Source organism: Chryseobacterium sp. CY350 (assembly GCF_027945075.1).
Taxonomy (GTDB): domain Bacteria; phylum Bacteroidota; class Bacteroidia; order Flavobacteriales; family Weeksellaceae; genus Chryseobacterium.
Genome location: NZ_CP116034.1, coordinates 2431909 through 2450380, shown reverse-complemented (window position 1 = coordinate 2450380; position 18472 = coordinate 2431909). Strand labels below are relative to the sequence as shown.

At 33.4% G+C, this 18472-nt stretch carries 18 protein-coding genes; 8 read left to right on the top strand and 10 right to left on the bottom strand.

The genetic code is table 11. The annotated features are described in order from the left end of the window. Positions 1–162 precede the first annotated feature (162 nt). The 4 genes from PGH12_RS11320 (at position 163) to PGH12_RS11305 (ending at position 7192) form a co-directional block, all read left to right on the top strand. Positions 163–1260 carry an HlyD family secretion protein gene (locus tag PGH12_RS11320; protein ID WP_267596818.1) on the top strand — a complete coding sequence of 366 codons (1098 nt, stop codon included), beginning with the start codon at positions 163–165 and terminating at the stop codon, positions 1258–1260. Next, complete coding sequence (locus tag PGH12_RS11315) at positions 1260–3419, top strand: peptidase domain-containing ABC transporter (RefSeq protein ID WP_267596819.1); 2160 nt, start codon at positions 1260–1262, stop codon at positions 3417–3419. Before PGH12_RS11320 ends, PGH12_RS11315 begins: the two co-directional genes overlap by 1 nt. A gap of 283 nt (positions 3420–3702) precedes the next feature. Continuing rightward, complete coding sequence (locus PGH12_RS11310) at positions 3703–5898, top strand: peptidase domain-containing ABC transporter (protein ID WP_267596820.1); 2196 nt, start codon at positions 3703–3705, stop codon at positions 5896–5898. Beyond that, the gene (locus PGH12_RS11305; protein ID WP_267596821.1) at positions 5888–7192 is read left to right on the top strand and encodes an HlyD family secretion protein; all 1305 of its coding nucleotides are present in this window, start codon (positions 5888–5890) and stop codon (positions 7190–7192) included. The genes PGH12_RS11310 and PGH12_RS11305 overlap by 11 nt, the downstream gene beginning before the upstream one ends. 36 nt (positions 7193–7228) lie before the next feature. Here PGH12_RS11305 and PGH12_RS11300 read toward each other — a convergent pair whose 3' ends face one another. The 8 genes from PGH12_RS11300 to PGH12_RS11265 form a co-directional block, all read right to left on the bottom strand. Beyond that, positions 7229–8179: an isopenicillin N synthase family dioxygenase gene (locus PGH12_RS11300; protein WP_267596822.1), complete on the bottom strand. Its 951-nt coding sequence runs from the start codon at positions 8177–8179 to the stop codon at positions 7229–7231. A gap of 255 nt (positions 8180–8434) precedes the next feature. Then, positions 8435–8704, bottom strand: a complete 270-nt coding sequence (locus tag PGH12_RS11295) for a hypothetical protein (RefSeq protein WP_267596823.1) — start codon at positions 8702–8704, stop codon at positions 8435–8437. After that, positions 8686–9015, bottom strand: a complete 330-nt coding sequence (locus PGH12_RS11290; RefSeq protein WP_267596824.1) for a hypothetical protein — start codon at positions 9013–9015, stop codon at positions 8686–8688. Before PGH12_RS11290 ends, PGH12_RS11295 begins: the two co-directional genes overlap by 19 nt. 11 nt (positions 9016–9026) lie before the next feature. After that, positions 9027–9386: a hypothetical protein gene (locus tag PGH12_RS11285; RefSeq protein ID WP_267596825.1), complete on the bottom strand. Its 360-nt coding sequence runs from the start codon at positions 9384–9386 to the stop codon at positions 9027–9029. A gap of 53 nt (positions 9387–9439) precedes the next feature. Continuing rightward, complete coding sequence (locus PGH12_RS11280) at positions 9440–9754, bottom strand: hypothetical protein (protein WP_267596826.1); 315 nt, start codon at positions 9752–9754, stop codon at positions 9440–9442. A gap of 5 nt (positions 9755–9759) precedes the next feature. Then, a complete protein-coding gene (locus tag PGH12_RS11275) occupies positions 9760–11115 on the bottom strand; it encodes a zincin-like metallopeptidase toxin domain-containing protein (protein ID WP_267596827.1) in 1356 nt (451 codons plus the stop codon). Further along, complete coding sequence (locus PGH12_RS11270; protein ID WP_267596828.1) at positions 11066–11725, bottom strand: hypothetical protein; 660 nt, start codon at positions 11723–11725, stop codon at positions 11066–11068. The genes PGH12_RS11275 and PGH12_RS11270 overlap by 50 nt, the downstream gene beginning before the upstream one ends. A 54-nt stretch (positions 11726–11779) precedes the next feature. Next, positions 11780–12232, bottom strand: coding sequence for a hypothetical protein (locus tag PGH12_RS11265; protein WP_267596829.1), 453 nt, complete (start codon positions 12230–12232; stop codon positions 11780–11782). Between the two features lie 140 nt (positions 12233–12372). On the opposite strand from PGH12_RS11265, the gene menD reads away from it, so the two are divergent. Next, positions 12373–14043, top strand: a complete 1671-nt coding sequence (gene menD / locus PGH12_RS11260; RefSeq protein ID WP_267596830.1) for a 2-succinyl-5-enolpyruvyl-6-hydroxy-3-cyclohexene-1-carboxylic-acid synthase — start codon at positions 12373–12375, stop codon at positions 14041–14043. A gap of 163 nt (positions 14044–14206) precedes the next feature. Here menD and PGH12_RS11255 read toward each other — a convergent pair whose 3' ends face one another. Both PGH12_RS11255 and PGH12_RS11250 read right to left on the bottom strand, forming a co-directional pair. Beyond that, positions 14207–14833, bottom strand: coding sequence for an aminotransferase class IV (locus tag PGH12_RS11255; protein ID WP_267596831.1), 627 nt, complete (start codon positions 14831–14833; stop codon positions 14207–14209). After that, positions 14817–15794: an aminodeoxychorismate synthase component I gene (locus PGH12_RS11250; RefSeq protein ID WP_267596832.1), complete on the bottom strand. Its 978-nt coding sequence runs from the start codon at positions 15792–15794 to the stop codon at positions 14817–14819. Before PGH12_RS11250 ends, PGH12_RS11255 begins: the two co-directional genes overlap by 17 nt. A gap of 47 nt (positions 15795–15841) precedes the next feature. Here PGH12_RS11250 and PGH12_RS11245 point away from each other — a divergent pair, with 47 nt between their 5' ends. From PGH12_RS11245 to PGH12_RS11235, 3 genes are all read left to right on the top strand, one after another. Further along, positions 15842–16564, top strand: a complete 723-nt coding sequence (locus PGH12_RS11245) for a hypothetical protein (RefSeq protein WP_267596833.1) — start codon at positions 15842–15844, stop codon at positions 16562–16564. A 68-nt stretch (positions 16565–16632) separates the two neighbouring features. Beyond that, positions 16633–17367, top strand: a complete 735-nt coding sequence (locus PGH12_RS11240) for a beta-carotene 15,15'-monooxygenase (RefSeq protein ID WP_267596834.1) — start codon at positions 16633–16635, stop codon at positions 17365–17367. After that, the gene (locus PGH12_RS11235) at positions 17367–18461 is read left to right on the top strand and encodes an AI-2E family transporter (RefSeq protein WP_267596835.1); all 1095 of its coding nucleotides are present in this window, start codon (positions 17367–17369) and stop codon (positions 18459–18461) included. The genes PGH12_RS11240 and PGH12_RS11235 overlap by 1 nt, the downstream gene beginning before the upstream one ends. The last annotated feature ends 11 nt before the right edge of the window (positions 18462–18472 follow it).

Here is an 18472-nt window from a genome sequence, read left to right as displayed (position 1 = left end):
TTACACATATCTGAATTCTTCAAAATGTAAATATATTTTCCGGATCTTCGGATCATTTATCTTATCGACGGAATTTCAACTCTAATTTGTCATGCTTCCTATTATTAAAAATCAAAAGCTTTTTAGACAATTTACTACTTCATTAATCTTAATTTTTGTTTATTGGAAACTAAAAAACAAATGAAAAATACAATATATATCTGCATTCTCTTCTTTATCGTTGCAGTTTTAGCTTCATTACCTTTTATTTACATTCCCATTTCTTCCTCTTCACGAGGCATTGTACGTTCAGTACACGAGAATACACAAATCTCTTCTGTTGTTTCAGGAAAAATAATATTTAGTAAACTTGATAAAAATAATCAGCAAATAAAACAGGGTGATACTCTTCTAATAATTACCGCAGAGCAACTTGATACTCAAAAAAATCTTCAAAACAGTCAAAGTTCAGATTATTCAGCACAGCTACAAGATTTAAATAAATTGACGAGAGGACAAATTTCAGGACTGCAAACCGGGCAATTTCAGAGAGAGCTATCAGCGATGCACGAAAAAATCGCACAGATACAAACACAATTATCATTGGCACAGAAAGACTTTGAAAGAACTTCAACTCTTTATAATCAAGGTGTAATTCCTAAAGCAGAATACGATAAATACTATTATGATTATCAAGGTTTAAAAAAACAAATTTCCGGTATAAGAGAACAACAGATTGCTCAGTGGCAAACACAAAAAAGAGAGGTTGAAAGACAAATACGTTCTTTAGGGTCAGAAATACAGCGTATCGATCAAGAACAAAAAAATTACATTATAACGGCTCCGGTTTCAGGAAGGCTGATTAATTTTTCAGGAATCCAGAAAGGAAATTTTTTGGTACAAGGAACTCCCATAGGACAAATTTCACCTGAGCAGTCACTCATTGCGGAATGTCTGGTTTCTCCAAAAGATATAGGATTTATTCATTCAGGACAAAAAGTCAAATTCCAGATTGATACTTATAATTACAATCAATGGGGATTACTAAAAGGAAAAGTGCAAGAAATTGAGCAGAATATAAAAATTAATGAACAAACTGGGGAAGCATCTTTTAGAGTTCTTTGTATAATGGATAGAAATTATCTACAGCTAAAAAGTGGGTATAAAGGGAATATTGGAAAAGGAATGAGTTTTACGGCTCGCTTTCATTTAATAGACCGCACATTATGGCAACTATTATTTGACAGAGTAGATGATTGGTTTAATCCAAAACTAAAATAATGAAGAAAGATTTATTAATAAAACAACACGATCTGAAAGATTGTGGTGCTGCTTGCTTGGCTTCTGTTTCTGCGCATTATGGGCTAAAAATGCCGATTGCAAAAATCCGCCAGTTAAGTCATACCGACACACGAGGAACAAACGTATTGGGAATGGTGCAAGGCTTGGAGAAAATGGGATTCAATGCTAAGGGGGTAAAAGGCGGTGCAGATGCTTTGCCAGAAATTCCGCTTCCTGCTATTGCGCACATTATTACCAAAGAACAATACCATCATTATGTAGTTATTTACAAAGCTTCCAAGGGAAAAATAGAAGTGATGGATCCTGCTTTTGGAAAAATAGAAGAATATTCTATTGATGATTTTTCTAAAACTTGGACAGGAGTTCTTATTCTATTGGAGCCTAATGAGTACTTTGAGCAGAAAGATGAAAAAACAAGCATTTATAAAAGATTTTGGAACTTAGTACAGCCCCACAAAAGTATCTTAATTCAGGCATTATTGGGTGCGCTTGTGTATACTATTTTAGGACTTTCCACCTCTATTTATATTGAGAAAATTACAGATTATGTCTTGATAGATGGTAACAAGAGACTTTTGAATCTACTCTCAGTAGGAATGATAGTTATTTTGTTATTTCAGATTTTTATAGGGACTATGAAATCTGTTCTGGTATTGCAGACGGGTCAAAAAATGGATAAGCACCTCATTTTAGGATATTATAAGCATTTATTAAAACTTCCTCAGCGTTTTTTTGATACAATGAAAGTGGGGGAAATCATATCGAGAGTAAATGATGCTGTTAAAATAAGGACTTTTATTAATGATGTTTCCATACAGATTTTTGTAAACATTTTCATTATTATTCTATCATTTGCTTTAATGTTTAGCTATTATTGGAAGTTGGCACTTATTACAGCATTGGTAATTCCATTCTATTTTTTTGTATACTTGATTACCAATAAATTGAATAAAAAAGTAGAAAGAAAATTAATGGAAGAAAGCGCAGAGTTAGAATCTCATTTGGTAGAATCAATAACATCTGTAAAAACCATTAAACAGTTTGGGATAGAGACATTTGCCAATAATAAGACTGATAATGCATTTAGCAAGCTTTTAAAGACTATTTATATCTCTGCAATGAATGCGTTTTTTTCCGGTAACTCTTCTGAATTTTTATCAAGAGTCTTTACTATTGTATTGCTTTGGGCAGGATCGGGATATGTTATTGACAGAACGATAACGCCTGGTGAGTTATTATCTTTTTATGCATTAATAGGATATTTTACCGGTCCTGTTTCACAATTAATAGGGATGAATAAAACCATCCAAAATGCTTTAATAGCTGCCGACCGCCTTTTTCAAATCATGGATTTGGAACGGGAAGAGAATACCGAAAAAATAGACCTTAAAACTGAAAATATTGGGAACATACAATTTAAGGAGGTGTTCTTCAGCTACGGAAGCAGAACTGATGTTTTTACTGGTTTTAACTGCGTTATTGAAAAAGGTAAAACGACGGCACTCGTTGGAGAAAGCGGTAGTGGTAAAACTACTTTAGCTTCTTTAATTCAAAATTTGTATCCTCTCAAAACGGGTAAAATACTCATTGGAGATTATGATATAAACTACATATCTAATTATTCGCTTAGGAATTTAGTATCAGTGGTGCCACAGCAGATAGATTTGTTTTCAGGAAATGTAATTGAAAACATTGCTATTGGTGAAGATTTTCCAGATATCCAACATATCTTAGATATAACAAAAAAACTGGGAATACTTGGTTTTGTGGAGAAGTTGCCAAACGGATTTCAAACATACTTAGGTGAGAATGGAGCTTTATTATCTGGTGGACAAAAACAGAGAATAGCAATAGCAAGAGCTTTATATAAAAATCCTGAAATATTGATATTGGACGAAGCTACCTCGTCACTGGATACAGAATCTGAGCAGGTCATCCAAAACACATTACAGGAATTTAGAAATCAAGGCAAAACAATGATCGTAATAGCCCACCGTCTAAGTACTATTGCTAATGCTGATACTATTTTGGTTATGAAAGAAGGGCAAATTATAGAACAAGGAAGTCATAATGATTTGATATCCAAAGATTCTGCTTACAAATCTATGTGGGAAAAGCAGGGCACGAATTTTAATTAACCTCTAATAATGTATTATGATTAATTTAGTAATGAAACTTTTTTTATTAATATTAGGATTTCTAGCCTCATTTCAGATTTGTCAAAATTTATAAACGAAAACTCAATAATACTTTCTCGAACGAAATGTGATAAGAGATCTTCAATGACAGGCTAAAAGCGATAACAAGTTTTCAGGAAATGCTTCACATACTTTTTTTTAGTAATAATGAATTATTTATTTTTCATTTTAAAATATAAAAAATATATCACTATTTTTGAGTGTTGTTTAACCAGCATAAATTTTGAAAAAAAAATTCCCCTTTTACCTTCAGCCGGATTCCAAAGACTGCGGTCCTACCTGTCTCAGAATAGTCAGCAAATATTACGGAAAAAGCATTTCGCTACAACAGATCCGTAACCTTTCAGAAACGACAAGAGAAGGAAGCAGTTTGCTTGGGTTGAGTGATGCTGCTGAAGATTTGGGCTTCCGTTCTTTGGGAGTGCAGATCGATTTTAATACTTTGGCTGAAGAAGTTCCTTTCCCGTGTATTGTACACTGGAACAAAAATCATTTTGTAGTTATTTATAAAATTGATAAAAATAACATTGTTTACATTTCTGATCCTAGCTATGGTTTGATTACGTACACAAGAGAAGAATTTATCAAACGATGGATCGGCGAAAATGCCAGCGAAAACACAGAAGAAGGAATTGTTTTGATTCTAGAAACAACACCTGCTTTTTTCCAGACCGAATTTGATGATCATGAAAGTAAAGCCAGTTTTTCTTTTCTTTCTAAATACCTGCTTAAGTATAAATCATTGATTGTTCAGTTGGCGGTGGGTTTATTAGCAGGAAGTTTATTGTCGCTTATCCTTCCTTTCCTTACCCAAAGTATTGTGGATGTGGGAATTCAGAATCAAGATCTTAATTTTATCTATTTGGTTTTATTGGCTCAAGTCATGCTTTTTCTTGGCAGAATGGGAATTGAAGTCATCCGAAGCTGGATTTTACTTCATCTATCCACGAGAATTAATATTTCGATCATCTCAGATTTCTTTATTAAATTAATGAAACTTCCAATAAGTTTCTTTGATACGAGAATGACGGGAGATATCATGCAGAGAATCAATGACCATCACAGAATTGAGCAGCTTTTGACCAATTCATCTTTAAATACACTGTTTTCATTAGTCAATCTGATTATTTTCAGTATCGTTTTACTGTTTTACGATTACAGATTATTTGTTGTTTATCTTGTTGGGGCGATTTTATATATCGGATGGATCACTTTTTTCCTCGGAAAACGAAAAGAACTCGATTATAAAAGATTTTCACAGGTTTCCCAAGAGCAAAGCAAAGTCATTGAACTGATCAATGGAATGCAGGAAATCAAAATGCACAACGCCGAAAAACAAAAACGTTGGGATTGGGAGTTTTTGCAGGTTAAATTATTTAAACTCAGAATAAAATCGCTTTCACTTGAGCAATGGCAATCCGTTGGTGGAAACTTTATCAATCAGATGAAAGACATTTTGGTGAGTTTTCTTTCTGCCAAATTGGTTTTGGAAGGAAACCTTACTTTGGGGATGATGCTTTCTGTTCAGTACATTATCGGACAATTAAACAGTCCGCTTTTACAACTAATAGATTTCATCAAACAAACTCAGGATGCTAAAATTTCTTTGGAAAGATTGGGCGAAATTCACGATAAGGAAGATGAAGAAAGCAAAGATGAGCAATATGCTACCGAAATCCCTGAAAAAGATATAGAGATCAGCAATATGTCTTTCAGATACATCGGTTCGGATGTTCCTGTTTTTGAAAATTTAAGTTTAAATATTCCTTATCAAAAAACAACAGCCATTGTCGGAGCTAGTGGAAGTGGTAAAACGACGCTGCTGAAATTATTAATGAAATTTTATGAACCCAACGAGGGAGAAATAAAAATAGGGAATACCCAAATGAAAAACATCTCACCGAGATTCTGGAGAGATCAGTGCGGCGTTGTGATGCAGGAAGGTTATGTTTTTAATGATACGATTGCCAATAATATTGCTGTTGGTGAAGATTATGTAGATAAAACAAAACTTAGAAAAGCAGTCGAAATTGCCAATATCAAAGAGTTTATTGAAGGACTACCGTTAAGTTACAATACGAAGATCGGAAACGAAGGACTTGGCGTAAGTGGCGGACAAAAACAAAGATTGTTCATCGCAAGAGCGGTTTACAAATCTCCGGAATATATTTTCTTTGACGAAGCAACAAGTGCTTTAGATGCAAATAATGAAAAAGTAATCATGGAAAATCTGGAACAGTTTTTTGAAGGTAAAACGGCCATCGTGATTGCTCACAGATTGTCCACCGTAAAACATGCCGATAAAATAATTGTCTTAGATAAGGGAAAAGTGGTGGAAGAAGGAAATCATGCGGAATTGGTATCTTTAAAAGGTGAATATTACAGACTCGTTAAAAATCAGTTAGAACTTGGAAACTAAAAAAGACATTTTAGACAACATAGAACTCCGCTCAGAAAGCGTTCAGGATATTCTCACAGAACCGCCACATTGGATGTTTCGTTGGGGCAACACGATTATATTGATCATTTTGTTAATGATTTTGGCGATGAGTTATATCATTAAATATCCTGAATTTGTTCCGGCTCCAATCATTGTTACGTCACAAAATCCGCCTGAGAAAATTGAGGCAAGGAGCAGCTCGAAAATCGAAAAGATATTTATAAAGGATCATCAGAAAGTAAAAAAAGGCGAGGTGATGCTGGTTTTGCAGTCTACAGCAAATTATCAGGATGTGTTAAAATTAAAAAAAATAGTAGATTCTATCGCTTCAGATCAACTGCTTTCTTTTCCCGTGAATGATGTTTCTCATTATAAATTGGGCGAATTGCAAAGTGATTACAACAGTTTTGCGAAAGCTTTTCAGGATGAGAATTTATTTACGAGATTGCAACCGTATGCTCCTGAAAATCTGGCAGCTAATCAAAGTTTATCAGAATCCCGAAGTCGAATCATCGCTTTAAAGCAGCAAAGAAATCTTGAAGCTGCGAAAACAGAACTTACTCTAAAAAATTATAAGCGTTCACAGGAATTATTCAATCAGGGCGTAATTGCGGCAGTAGAACTTGAAGGTGAAAAACTAAAATATCTTCAGGCTCAGCAGAATTTAGAAAACATCAGTATTTCTTTATCTCAGATGCAGGAAAGTATTTCGAATCTCAATAAAACAAAAAGCGGAACCGCAATCAATACAGAAAAAGATAAAATCACCTATTCTTCACAAACTTTGCAGCTGTTTGAGCAGTTGAGAAAATCACTGAAACAGTGGGAACAAACTTATCTCATTATTTCTTCTACCAATGGAATGGCAAGTTTTCAGCAGTTTTACGGTGAAAATCAATTTGTAAAAGCAGGTGATCCTATCATCTCAATTTTGCCGGATCATACTGAGCAATTGGTGGGAAGAATGTCTGTACCAACGGCAAACTCCGGCAAAATTATAACCGGACAAAAAGTTTTAATTAAATTAGACAATTACCGCTTTCAGGAATACGGAATCATCGAAGGGAAAGTTCAGAATATCTCTCTGATTCCCGACGATAAAGGAAATTATTATGTTGATGTTGTTTTGCCTAAAGGTTTAAAAACGTCTTACAATAAAACCCTAAAGTTTGATAAAGAACTGAGGGGAAATGCTGAAATCGTCACCCAAGATTTGAGGTTGATTGAAAGGTTTTTCTATCAGATTAGAAAATTGTTGGGGTATCAAAGTTAAAAATGAAAAAAAACCGGACTCAATGCCCGGCTTAAATTATTTTTTTATTAGTCCCAATTCGATTAGTCGTTCATGTAAAAATTCTCCTGCAGTTGTATCTTCATACAATTTAGGATGATTTTCGTCCACACAATTTTCAAGCGCATTCAGTGACATTTCGCTTACCGGATGCATAAAGAAGGGGATGGAATATCTTGAAGTCCCCCACAATTCTCTTGGTGGATTAACCACTCTGTGAATTGTAGATTTCAGCTTATTGTTGGTGTGTCTCGAAAGCATATCTCCGACGTTAATCATCAGTTCCTCCGTTTCTGCAATCGCATCAATCCATTCGCCTTTGTGATTTTGAACCTGAAGACCTTTTCCCTGAGAACCCATCAAAAGAGTAATTAAGTTGATGTCTCCATGAGCAGCTGCTCTTACCGCATCATCCGGTTCCTGAGTAATTGGCGGATAGTGAATAGGTCTTAAAATAGAATTTCCTTCTGCAATTTTATCGTCAAAATAAAACTCATCAAGACCAAGATACAACGCTAAAGCTCTCAAAACATATTTCCCTGTTTTTTCAAGCATTTGATAGGCTTCTTTTCCGACTTCATTAAACTTTGGAAGCTCATCAACAGTTACATTGTCAGGATATTGGCTTTTGTATTTTGAGTCATCCGAAACGTATTGTCCAAAATGCCAAAACTCTTTCAAATCACCTTTTTTAAATCCTTTTGCAGTTTCTTTTCCAAAACCTACATAGCCTCGCTGTCCTCCAATTCCGGGGATCTCGTACTTTTGTTTGGTTTCTGTAGGAAGTTCAAAGAAGTTTTTCACTTCTTCATAAAGATCATCTACGAGTTGGTCATCAAGGAAATGTCCTTTTAAGGCAACAAAACCAATTTCTTCGTAAGCTTTTCCGATTTCATTTACAAATTTCTGTTTGCGTTCCGGGTCACCCGAAAGGAAATCACGCAGGTCTACACTAGGTATTTTATCCATTTTATAGAAATTTTACGTGGGGCTAATTTACAGATTTTTTGAATTAAAATTTATTTCGTGTTACGCATTTATCAATTAAATTTGCTTTATGAAAAAATATTCCTTGTAACAAAACGAGAGTATTCATGTGGTTATTCGAAAGTTAAAACAAAAAGCCACACGATACAATCGTGCGGCATCGGGAAGCCATTCTAGGAAAATCCATTTTAAAATCACCTCCTGCTTTTACAATATAATTTTGTGATGCCTTGGTATTTAAGATATCTCTATATCATCTCCTATGTTTAAACACGTTTTACTACTTAATGTAAAGAAAATATTAATTATATTTGGATTATTTTTAGACCTATACCCGTCCAAATCTACAATGTTAGCAACGTGCTGTCCATAACTAATTTTTTTATTTTTAAGATAGTTAAATATATCATTTAACTGATAATCTGTATTATCTTTCAAAATTACACCGTAAAGAATTTTATTTTTTAATTTTAATACAGTTTCTATTTTTAATATTTTAATGTCCATAGTTTTTCAATTATTTGTTCAAAAGTTAATGACACATATTCAGTTCCCTCCAAAAATCTTTTGTGATTTGTATATCTTTCCAAAGCATGTTGTAGAAGATCTTCTTTGTCAATTTTTGATAAATTTTTACCATTTTTACTAGCTCTTACACTAGCTTGAATTTCTTCTAATAAATCATTTGCATAAGCAGAAATATTTGGATCGAAGAAAGTTTTATCGGTAAGTGCTGCAAAACGATGTCCTTCTAATTCATGTGCAATTGCAGCTTTCCAACCTAGCCGAGAATTTGCAGTATTTAGTGTTCCAGGCATGATATCAGTGTTTATATATAAGACTCCATAAGTGCCATATATCCAGTGTTATTAGTAGACATCTCATCTGCAAATTGGATTAGTTCCTCAGCATTTTCAGAAAAATATTGTTTAGCATAATTAAATATTTCCTTTTTCTCATTGATAGTTAGTGCTTTATTTCCCCTAAGTCCATCAGATTCAACAATTTTTCTAATTTTTGAGCCTGCTTTTTTTTCTATTTCCTTTACCGTTTTTTCCAACTGCCTTTCCGTTTTCCAGAAATTATCTTTTAGAAAAATTCCCGCTTCATTTGCATCTGTTGCTGTAACTAATTTACCGTTATAATAAATTTCATAAAGATTATCTCCTGCTTTTTTACTGAATATCAAGCTGTTTCGTAAAAGAAAAGAGACTATCGTTTGATAACCTCTTTATATTAATTTTAATCTCTTGGCAAACCTACGCGGAAATATCCTTTTTCGTCTTTTTCTATATCAAAAACAAAAGTATTGAAGTTTTGATAATATAAAGGCTCACCTGTTTCGTCAGAGATTGTTAAAAAATCTGAATTATCCATTAAGGCAATAATTCTTATTACCCACATAGAATAACTTTTACCTTCATTTTTTCCAGAAATAATTTTATGATTTTCATCGTAAAAAGCTCCATCTACACATTCTTCAAAATAATATTTACCATCTAAATCTTTCATTATTTCTTTGGCTCTTGCTATGATTTGTTCTTTTGTATGCTTCATATTGATTATAATTTTTTTATTATTAATGATTGACCAGCATTTTTTCTCTCGAAATTCACATAATTTAATGCGTGTTGCAACTCTTTTTTCGTCCAAAGGTGTCTTTGTTTCCAAATTTCTTCAAACACATAAGTTTCTCTTTGCCAAGGCTGTAGTGTTTTATAAATATCTTTTATTTCTTCTAAATGTTTTAAATGCCCCATCTCGTGAAATATCAAATACTCTGTTGGATTTTTTGTTAAGATAATCTGTTTATTTTGATGATCAAATAATCCTGCATAACCTTTTCTTCGTAGATAATTATACAAATCGTATATGTTATCAAACTTAAATCTATCTAAAATCACAGGCTTGAAGTTTTTGACAACAGCCTTGTTGGTAATTTGTCCCGATTTATTTAATAAAATATCTTCTTCTAAAATTAATGCTGTTCCTCTTTTCTTTAAGTCTCCTCTAAATTTTCTGATTTGTGATTCTTTTAAAATTTTCCCTCCCAAGTACTTATCAATATCGTGAGGTTTTGCCATCTTTGCAACCTCTTGCAATTGCTTTTCTGTTTTCCAAAAATTATCTTTTAGGAAGACTCCCGCTTCATTGGCATCTGTTGCTGTAACTAATTTACCATTATAATAAATTTCATAAAGATTATCTCCTGCTTTTTTTACTGAGATTTTTCTTTTGGCTAGTTGCTCTATAATGTATTCTAGATTGGCATCGGAACTTAAAAATGGTTTCAGTAGCTTCTCTAACAATGCATTTTTCTTAGCCGTAATTACTACTTCCTCTATTATATTGGTAGCAGTTCTGGCTTTATAGATATCTAATTCTGCAATTAGTTTCTCCAGCTGTTTTGTAAAAATAAGATAATTTTCTTTTATGTTTTTAAGATTTTTTACTCTTTCCAAAAGTGCAGGACCATGAGTAAGGATTCCCTCAATCATCACTACGCTCATTATTCCTGCGCCCACAAGGGCATAGATTAAGTCCCAGTTTTCTACAAACCATTTTCCTTCCGGATATTGAGACAGCCATTTTTGTACATCCTCATTCATTAATGATAAATCTACGCTTGCTAAAGCAAGATCTGCAATTGCCAATGCAGAAAATTCTGAAGTAGCCCCTAATGTTATCACTCCTAAAATGATGGCAAAAATATCTCCTCCAATGCGTATGTTTTGCATTACTCGTGCCCATTCTTTCTCATCGGCAATGGCTTTTATAAATAAGGCGGTTATCAACTTTGGTTCTCCTTCCTCGCCTAAGTAAATCACTGGGCTCATTGGGTTATAAAAATAACCGGGATCTATGTCTTCATTTTCGGTTCTGGTCTCTTCTAGTTGTCCCACCTTTTCCGAATTCATCGGTTTCCTGTTGCTCAAGGATGGTCGTAGTTGCCCTTTTCTGCTGTAAGAAAATAGCATCTTTGTAATCGAAATCCCAATCGAAGCTTACGATTCCTTTAATGGTATTGAGGGTGTCATTCAATTCTAAAATATTCGACTCTATAAAATAACCATCTCTGCTTGTGAGAACATTGGTAATTTTTGTTTTTGCATCTTTATCTTTTTGTGTAAACACATTTAATGTAGAAGCAAATAGTATTCGGTTAGAAATTGGCTGTCCCAAAATTTCAGAATGTCCATCAAGATTATCATAAATCTCATTCACTAATTTCGGGTTCTCATTAAAATAATCTACTACCTTGTCATAATCTCGAAACATTGCCAATACAGTAATCAGCAAGGAACTTGTGTCTTTTGCCCAGCTAAACCATCCTGTATCATCTTCTTTCGTAAGTATATTTAGATGTTTTACTACAGTTTCTGTGGGAAGATGTATATGTAGGACAAAGCTTTTGGGCAAATCTGCATATACTTTGTGCAAATCAGCTACTTTATTTTTAGGGTCTTTCAAAAAATATGTAAACTCCTTGATAAAATAGGAAGAAGCTTCGTAATCTTTTTTCCACATCTCCGTAACCCAAATACAATAAAAGATTTTTGTATTCTACATAAGAATGTGTCCTTACTTGTATAGCACTCTGCATTGTATCTTCGTAACGGAATGTAAGAGATAGGTAAGCTTATCATTTTCATCGAAAAACATTTGCATACGAGGTTTGTCGCTTCCTACTCTTTGAGAAACTTTTACTATTCCATTTTTGAGGTAAATCTTAGCGGAAACATCAATATGCTTTTGTCCATCCATGATATAGGTTTGGGCTATATCTTGAAAATAGTCATTAAACACATATTGCATCAGATTTCCTTTCCCTTCGCTATAGCTGGATTTTATATCTCCTAGCAATTTGGTAAGATTGATGTATTCATCATCTTTAGTTTGGATTTCTTTAGAATTTTGTATTCCTGAAAGTCCCTGCAACGGATTTTTATTCCCTTCAAAGCCTTTAGTTATTTCTTCGAAAGACAATATTTTGTATGCGGATAAATCCCCAAATTCGTCATCAAATTTTTCCATTTTATTTGTTTTAGTCGTTCTGTTTTGGTTTTACATTTGTTCTTTTTTTTCTTTGAGACAAATGTAGAGGCAGGTAACGACAAAACTTGTCGTGTTAAAATTTACTTTAAGAACTCAACAAAAACCATTAATTTTGTCCTATGAAAAAATATTCCTCCAAGAGAAGTATTCAGGTACTTGCCAATCTTTTTCAGCAATACGGAATTTTAGACGTTGTCATTTCTCCGGGATCAAGAAACGCTCCTCTGGCGATTCATTTTTCGGAATTGGATGACTTCAACTGTTTCAGTATCGTTGATGAAAGAAGTGCAGCATTTGTAGCTCTTGGAATGGCAATAAGCGAGAAAAAACCTGTTGCAATCACTTGTACAAGCGGTTCTGCGGCAGCAAATTATTATCCTGCCGTTACAGAAGCTTTTTATTCGAATATTCCGCTTTTGGTGTTAACTGCTGATAGACCAACGGATTATGTCGATCTTTTTGACGGACAAACTATTCGACAGAAGAATATTTTTCATCAGCATTCTTACGGTGATTTTGAACTGTTGGAAGACAGTAAAGACAACGCGGAAGATATTAACTCCGATATCATTAAAAAAGCAATCGAGCTTTGTTTTGAAAAACAAGGTCCGGTTCATATCAATATTCCACTGGAAGAGCCATTGTATGATTTGGTTTCAGAATTGCCGAAATTTCCTGTGATTGAGAAAACGATCAAAAAGAAAGAATACGAAATTCCTTCAAATTTAGTTGCCGACTGGAATACTTCACAACGAATCATGCTTTTGGTTGGGACAAAAGATTACAGTCCGGAACTCGAAAATCAGCTAACTCAATTGGTTAAAAATCATACCGTTGTAGTTTTAAGTGAAGTCAATTCAAATCTTCATCATGATAAGTTTTTCAGGCATATTGATCGTTATGTTACGCATTTTTCCGAAGAAGATTATAAAACGTATGCTCCGGAATTATTAATTACTGTCGGACAGAATGTAGTTTCTAAAAGAGTAAAGCAATTTTTAAGAAAGGCGAATCCGAAAGCACATTGGCATCTGGACGAAGTATGGCAACCAGACACTTACTTCGCTCTGACTCAAAAGATTGAAGTAAAACCTGAAGTGTTCTTTTCTAAATTGCTGAACTTTATTAATTTAGAGCCAAAACCATATTTCAATCTTTGGGATGTTTTGAGAGATAAAAAAGATAAAAAACATTCTGGATTTCTTAATCTTATTGAGTTTTCGGATTTCTATTTTTTCAATAAAGCTTCACAAAGTATTCCTGAAAATTATAATATTCATTTCAGCAACAGTTCTGCAATTCGATATGCGCAGTTATTCGATTTTGGAAAAAGAAAAATCTATTGTAATCGCGGTACAAGCGGAATCGACGGTTCTACTTCTACAGCGATGGGTTTTGCTATCAAAAATGAAAATCCGACGCTTTTGATTACAGGAGATCTTAGCTTTTTCTATGATATTAACGGTCTGTGGAATCAATACATTCCGCCATTTACTAGAATAATGATCTTCAATAATGGTGAAGGAAATATTTTTAAAATTATTCCGGGGCCGGGAAATGCCAACCCGAATACTTTAGATGAATTTATCGCGACAAAACATCACAAAAACGCCGAGTTTTTAGCGAAGCATTTTGGTTTTACTTATACAAAAGTAGAAGATGACGGAACGCTAGACCGTGTTTTAGATAATTTTTATAAACCAGACGTTCAGCCAAAAATTATCGAGGTTTTTACACAAGGAAAAAACAATGCAGATGTTCTGAAAGCGTATTTTAATTTTTTAAAGTAAAATTTATAAGGTTTTAAACAATTAAGTGAATTAAATCTTTGAGTTCTTTTAAGAAAATCCATAGATTTTTTTGCAAGTTTAAATTCACGATATAAAATAAATATGCAGATTTATTATCTTATAAATCTGCAAAATCCGCTTAATCTGCGAAAATATTTCAATTCTAAAGATCTAAATAATCATCATTTCCCGGAAGATTGGTGATTTTATGGATCGGATATATAAACATATCGTCAAAGTCATTCAGTGCGTTAATGAGTTGGAAATGTGAATATTCCTTGATGTTTTGTAAAGTAATTTCTGCCTCTTTTATTTTCTTTTTCTTTAGAAGATTTTGCCTTTGAACTCCATTTAACAAATATGTTGATGGCGTGAACCATTCTTTACCTTTTTGAAACAGAAGATTAGAAAAAGAAGTATCGGTGATGTGATTGTTTTTGACAATGATGATTTCTTCAGATTTAGATTTCATCTTCATTTTCTCCAGTTCTTTACGATCTTCAAACTTGAAAGAATAATCATAGATATTATTCTCAACCAGTTGAAAGCTTTGTATTTCCGGTATAGCGTAAGGAATCATCATCGTTCTGAATTTCTTATCAAGATCGTATGTGAGCCTGAGTTTGTACAAACCGTCTTCGTCGTGATTCAGGTTTTTAAAGATTTTTTCCAGATCAATAGAACCTTCTTTCCCGAAATGGGAGAAAGTATCGTTGACGCGTTTTTGGTGAAATTCTAACAGGAACATTTCCTGATCTTCTACTTTAATGCTTTCAATGAATTGGGACATAGATTTTATTTTTCATTTCTTCGTACTCGTCTTCTAATTTGCTCATGTGCGTGATTCCGCCGCCGCTCTTGAAATACAGTTGATTGCCTTCTTTTTCGATAAAGCGAATCATCACACAACTGTCTAAGTTTTCGCCGTCAAACCAACCACAAACTCCGGTGTAAAAACCTCTGTTAAAACCTTCTGCCTTCAAAATGATTTCTAAAGTTTTAGGTTTTGGCGCTCCTAAAATTGATCCTGCAGGTAAAAGTTTCTGCATTATGCTTCCTATTTTACCTTTAAATTCAGGTTTTAAATTGCCCGAAATCTCAGAACTCATCGCAAAAAGATCTTTTTGATGGGTTTTAAGAAAATCAATATACTGAAATTTGTCAACTTTTACCTCATCTGCAACCATGCTGAGATCATTTCTAAGCAAATCAACAACAGTGTAATGTTCGGCTTTTTCTTTCTTATCGTTCTTCAAAACTTCTTCGGCATTCTCCAGAGATGCATCAATAGTGCCTTTCATCGGATATGTGAAAATTTTATCACTGGTTATCTTGACGAAAGTTTCAGGAGAAAAAAATACGAAAAAATCTTTATATAAAACCTTGTATTTTGCCTTAGAATGATAGAATATTTCTTCTAAGCTAAGATTGGTCTCAATTTTTGTTTTTCGGGTATAATTAACAAGGTAAGAATTTCCTAATCTGATGTTTTCCTGAACGTTTTCAAATCCTTTTTTAAAACTTTCCAGGCTTTCCGGAAAAGATTTCCATTCTGTTTTTTTATCTAATGCTTCGATCTTCTTTGTGTTTGAAAACGACTGAAAATCAACGATCAAGCTATTTTCTTCTAATTGCTTTTCATTATATATTTCCACCTTGTTTCCGAGAAAATCTATAACGAAGAAAAAAGGAACTTTCTTTTGTGAAAGTTCGTCCATTTCAATAAATTTTTGATGATTCTGAGAAAACATTTCACAAAAGTAGTTATTGATGCTTACTTTTGCACAAAATATTTTCAATGCAGGAGAAATACCCACAAAAACCAGGACTCGACTTTATCTTAAAACAGGCATTTTATTATTGGAACAGGACTTTGCTGTATCAATTGATGTTTTCAATCATCTATTTTGCTTTGTTTTTTTCTTCAATATTTTTCTTTGCTGATTATTTTGGAATTTTTGAATTCAATGATGAGTTACAAATAGCTTTACAAAAAGGATTTAACGAGTATCTGCAAAAATCTCAAGAGTTGGGAAAGACAGAAAACGCTGTTAATTTTGTCTATTCTGTTTTAGGAACAATTATTTTTCTTTATCCTTTAAACTTAGGATTTTACCAAATTTTTAAGAAGTTGGATTTAAAAGAACCTACTGAATTATCAGATTTATTTGTAGGATATAGAGGGTTGAATTTCTTTAGATATATGAGCTATTTTATCTTTTGGTTTTTCTTTTATAGCTTAATTGCTCAGACTGTGATACTTCCGGTTATTTGGGTAATGATAACGCTTTTCGTTGCGCCATTGATGTTTTTCCAAAACAAAACTATTTTTGAGGGAATTGCTCTAAACTGGAAAGCGTTGAAAATGTATTTTATAGAAATATTTGTTTGCGTAATTGTTGCATTTTTATTTAAATATATTGGTTTTGCATTATTTTTTGTAGGTGGATTATTAACTTTCCCTTTCTGGAACGCAATGATTTATTCGCTTTACAAAAGCATTTTCGAAGAAAAAAATTAAATTTAAGGATGGTGGCAGTTTTGTTCTCGAAAAAAATTAAATTTGAGAAACATTAAAAAAATAACACCATGTCAGAATTTAACGAATTTGATCAGCAGGGATCTGCTCCTGATCGCAATACAGGCTCCATCATTTCTCATGCATTTGAGATGTATAAAGGCGTAATTCTTTATGTTGTAGTAGTATCTATTATTTATTACATCGCCGATTTTATTATTCAGTCGATTAGCGGTTTTCATTATTGGAGCGGGTTTAGTGATTTTCGGAATATGGATGGTGATTACACAGATTACAGTTATTGGAATAGGCCGGGAGTTTCTACTTATTCGTCTTTTTCAGGTATAGTATCAATCTTAATGGCGCCGCTATTTGTGGGTTTTATTTATGTTACAAATAAATTTAACACCAAGGTTCCTGTAGAATTTTCAGATCTGTTTATTGGTTATCGTCAGAATTTGGGAAACATTCTGCTGTATAGTTTAATTACAAATATTATCCTGGGGATTTCGCTTGTCATGTGTGTTATTCCGTTCTTCTTCATATATCCGCTGTTTTTGTTGGGCTATCCTATTTTGCTGTTTGAAAATGCTACCGCAATGGAAGCTTTAACCAAAACATACAGTATTGCTAAAGAAAACTACGGTGTATTTTTGGGAGCTGCACTTTTAGGGATAATAATAAGCGTGCTCGGAATCGTTTTATGTTGTGTTGGTATAATTTTTACATTACCATTTTTTACAGTCGTAATGTATTCTACTTATTGCGCATATTTGGGAAAACCAAGACAAATAACATATAAATAATGTCACACAACGAAAAACAAATCAGCAGTGTTGTTATCAAGCAAATCGCATTGCTTGCAATTATTTTAATTTTAACAGCATTAATCTGTTTTAATCTTGCACTTTTTATTCCGGCTGTTTTGGGCGCAGTAACGATTTACGTGCTCTGCCGCAAATATAATTTTTATTTGCAGGAAGAAAAAAAGTGGAAACCCTGGGCATCATCATTGCTTTTGATGTTTGCAAGTTTAATAATTATCATTCTGCCAATTTATTTCATAGCAGATCTTTTAATTGAGAAACTCGGGAACGCACAGGCTTACATGCAAAAATTTAATATTTTTGTAGATAAGATTCACGATTTTGTGTACAATAAAACAAAAATTGATTTGCTAAGTAAAGAAAACATGACAAAGGTGAAAGATACTGCCGGTCGTTTTTCTACTACAGCGCTGAGTGGTACTTTCAATACATTGACTGTAATTATGTCGATGTATTTCATTCTTTATTTTATGTTTGAAAGGCCCCGATTATTTGAGAGAATTTTAGCTTCAGCTGCACCTTTGAAAAGAGCTAATGTGTCTTTAATAGGCGAAAAAATGCGTAAACTCATCATGGCAAATGCAATCGGAATTCCGGTTGTCGCTTTAGGACAGGGAATTATTGCTTTGATAGGATATTTTATTTTCGGTGCGCCAAGTCCCATTTTACTTTTCGCTTTAACGGCAGCTGCATCAATGATTCCAATTGTGGGGGCGGCAATTATCTACGCTCCGATCTGTATTTTTATGATTGCAGAAGGTCAGACTGGGCAAGGTATTGGTTTGGGAGCGTACTGTGTGATTGTTGTTGGTCTTACGGATAATATTCTGCGTTTCACTTTATTAAAAAAACTCGAAGATATTCATCCTCTAAATACGGTGTTTGGAATTATTATGGGAATGAAACTCTTCGGTTTCATGGGGCTTGTCTTTGGGCCAATTCTGGTGTCTTTCACACTTTTGCTGATTCAGGTTTATAGAAATGAATTTTCAGAAGATGATATACCTGAGCTCGAACTTTCCAGTAAAGATAAAAATGAAGAACTCGAAGAAAAAATTGATTTAATTGTTTAAAAAATGGAGCA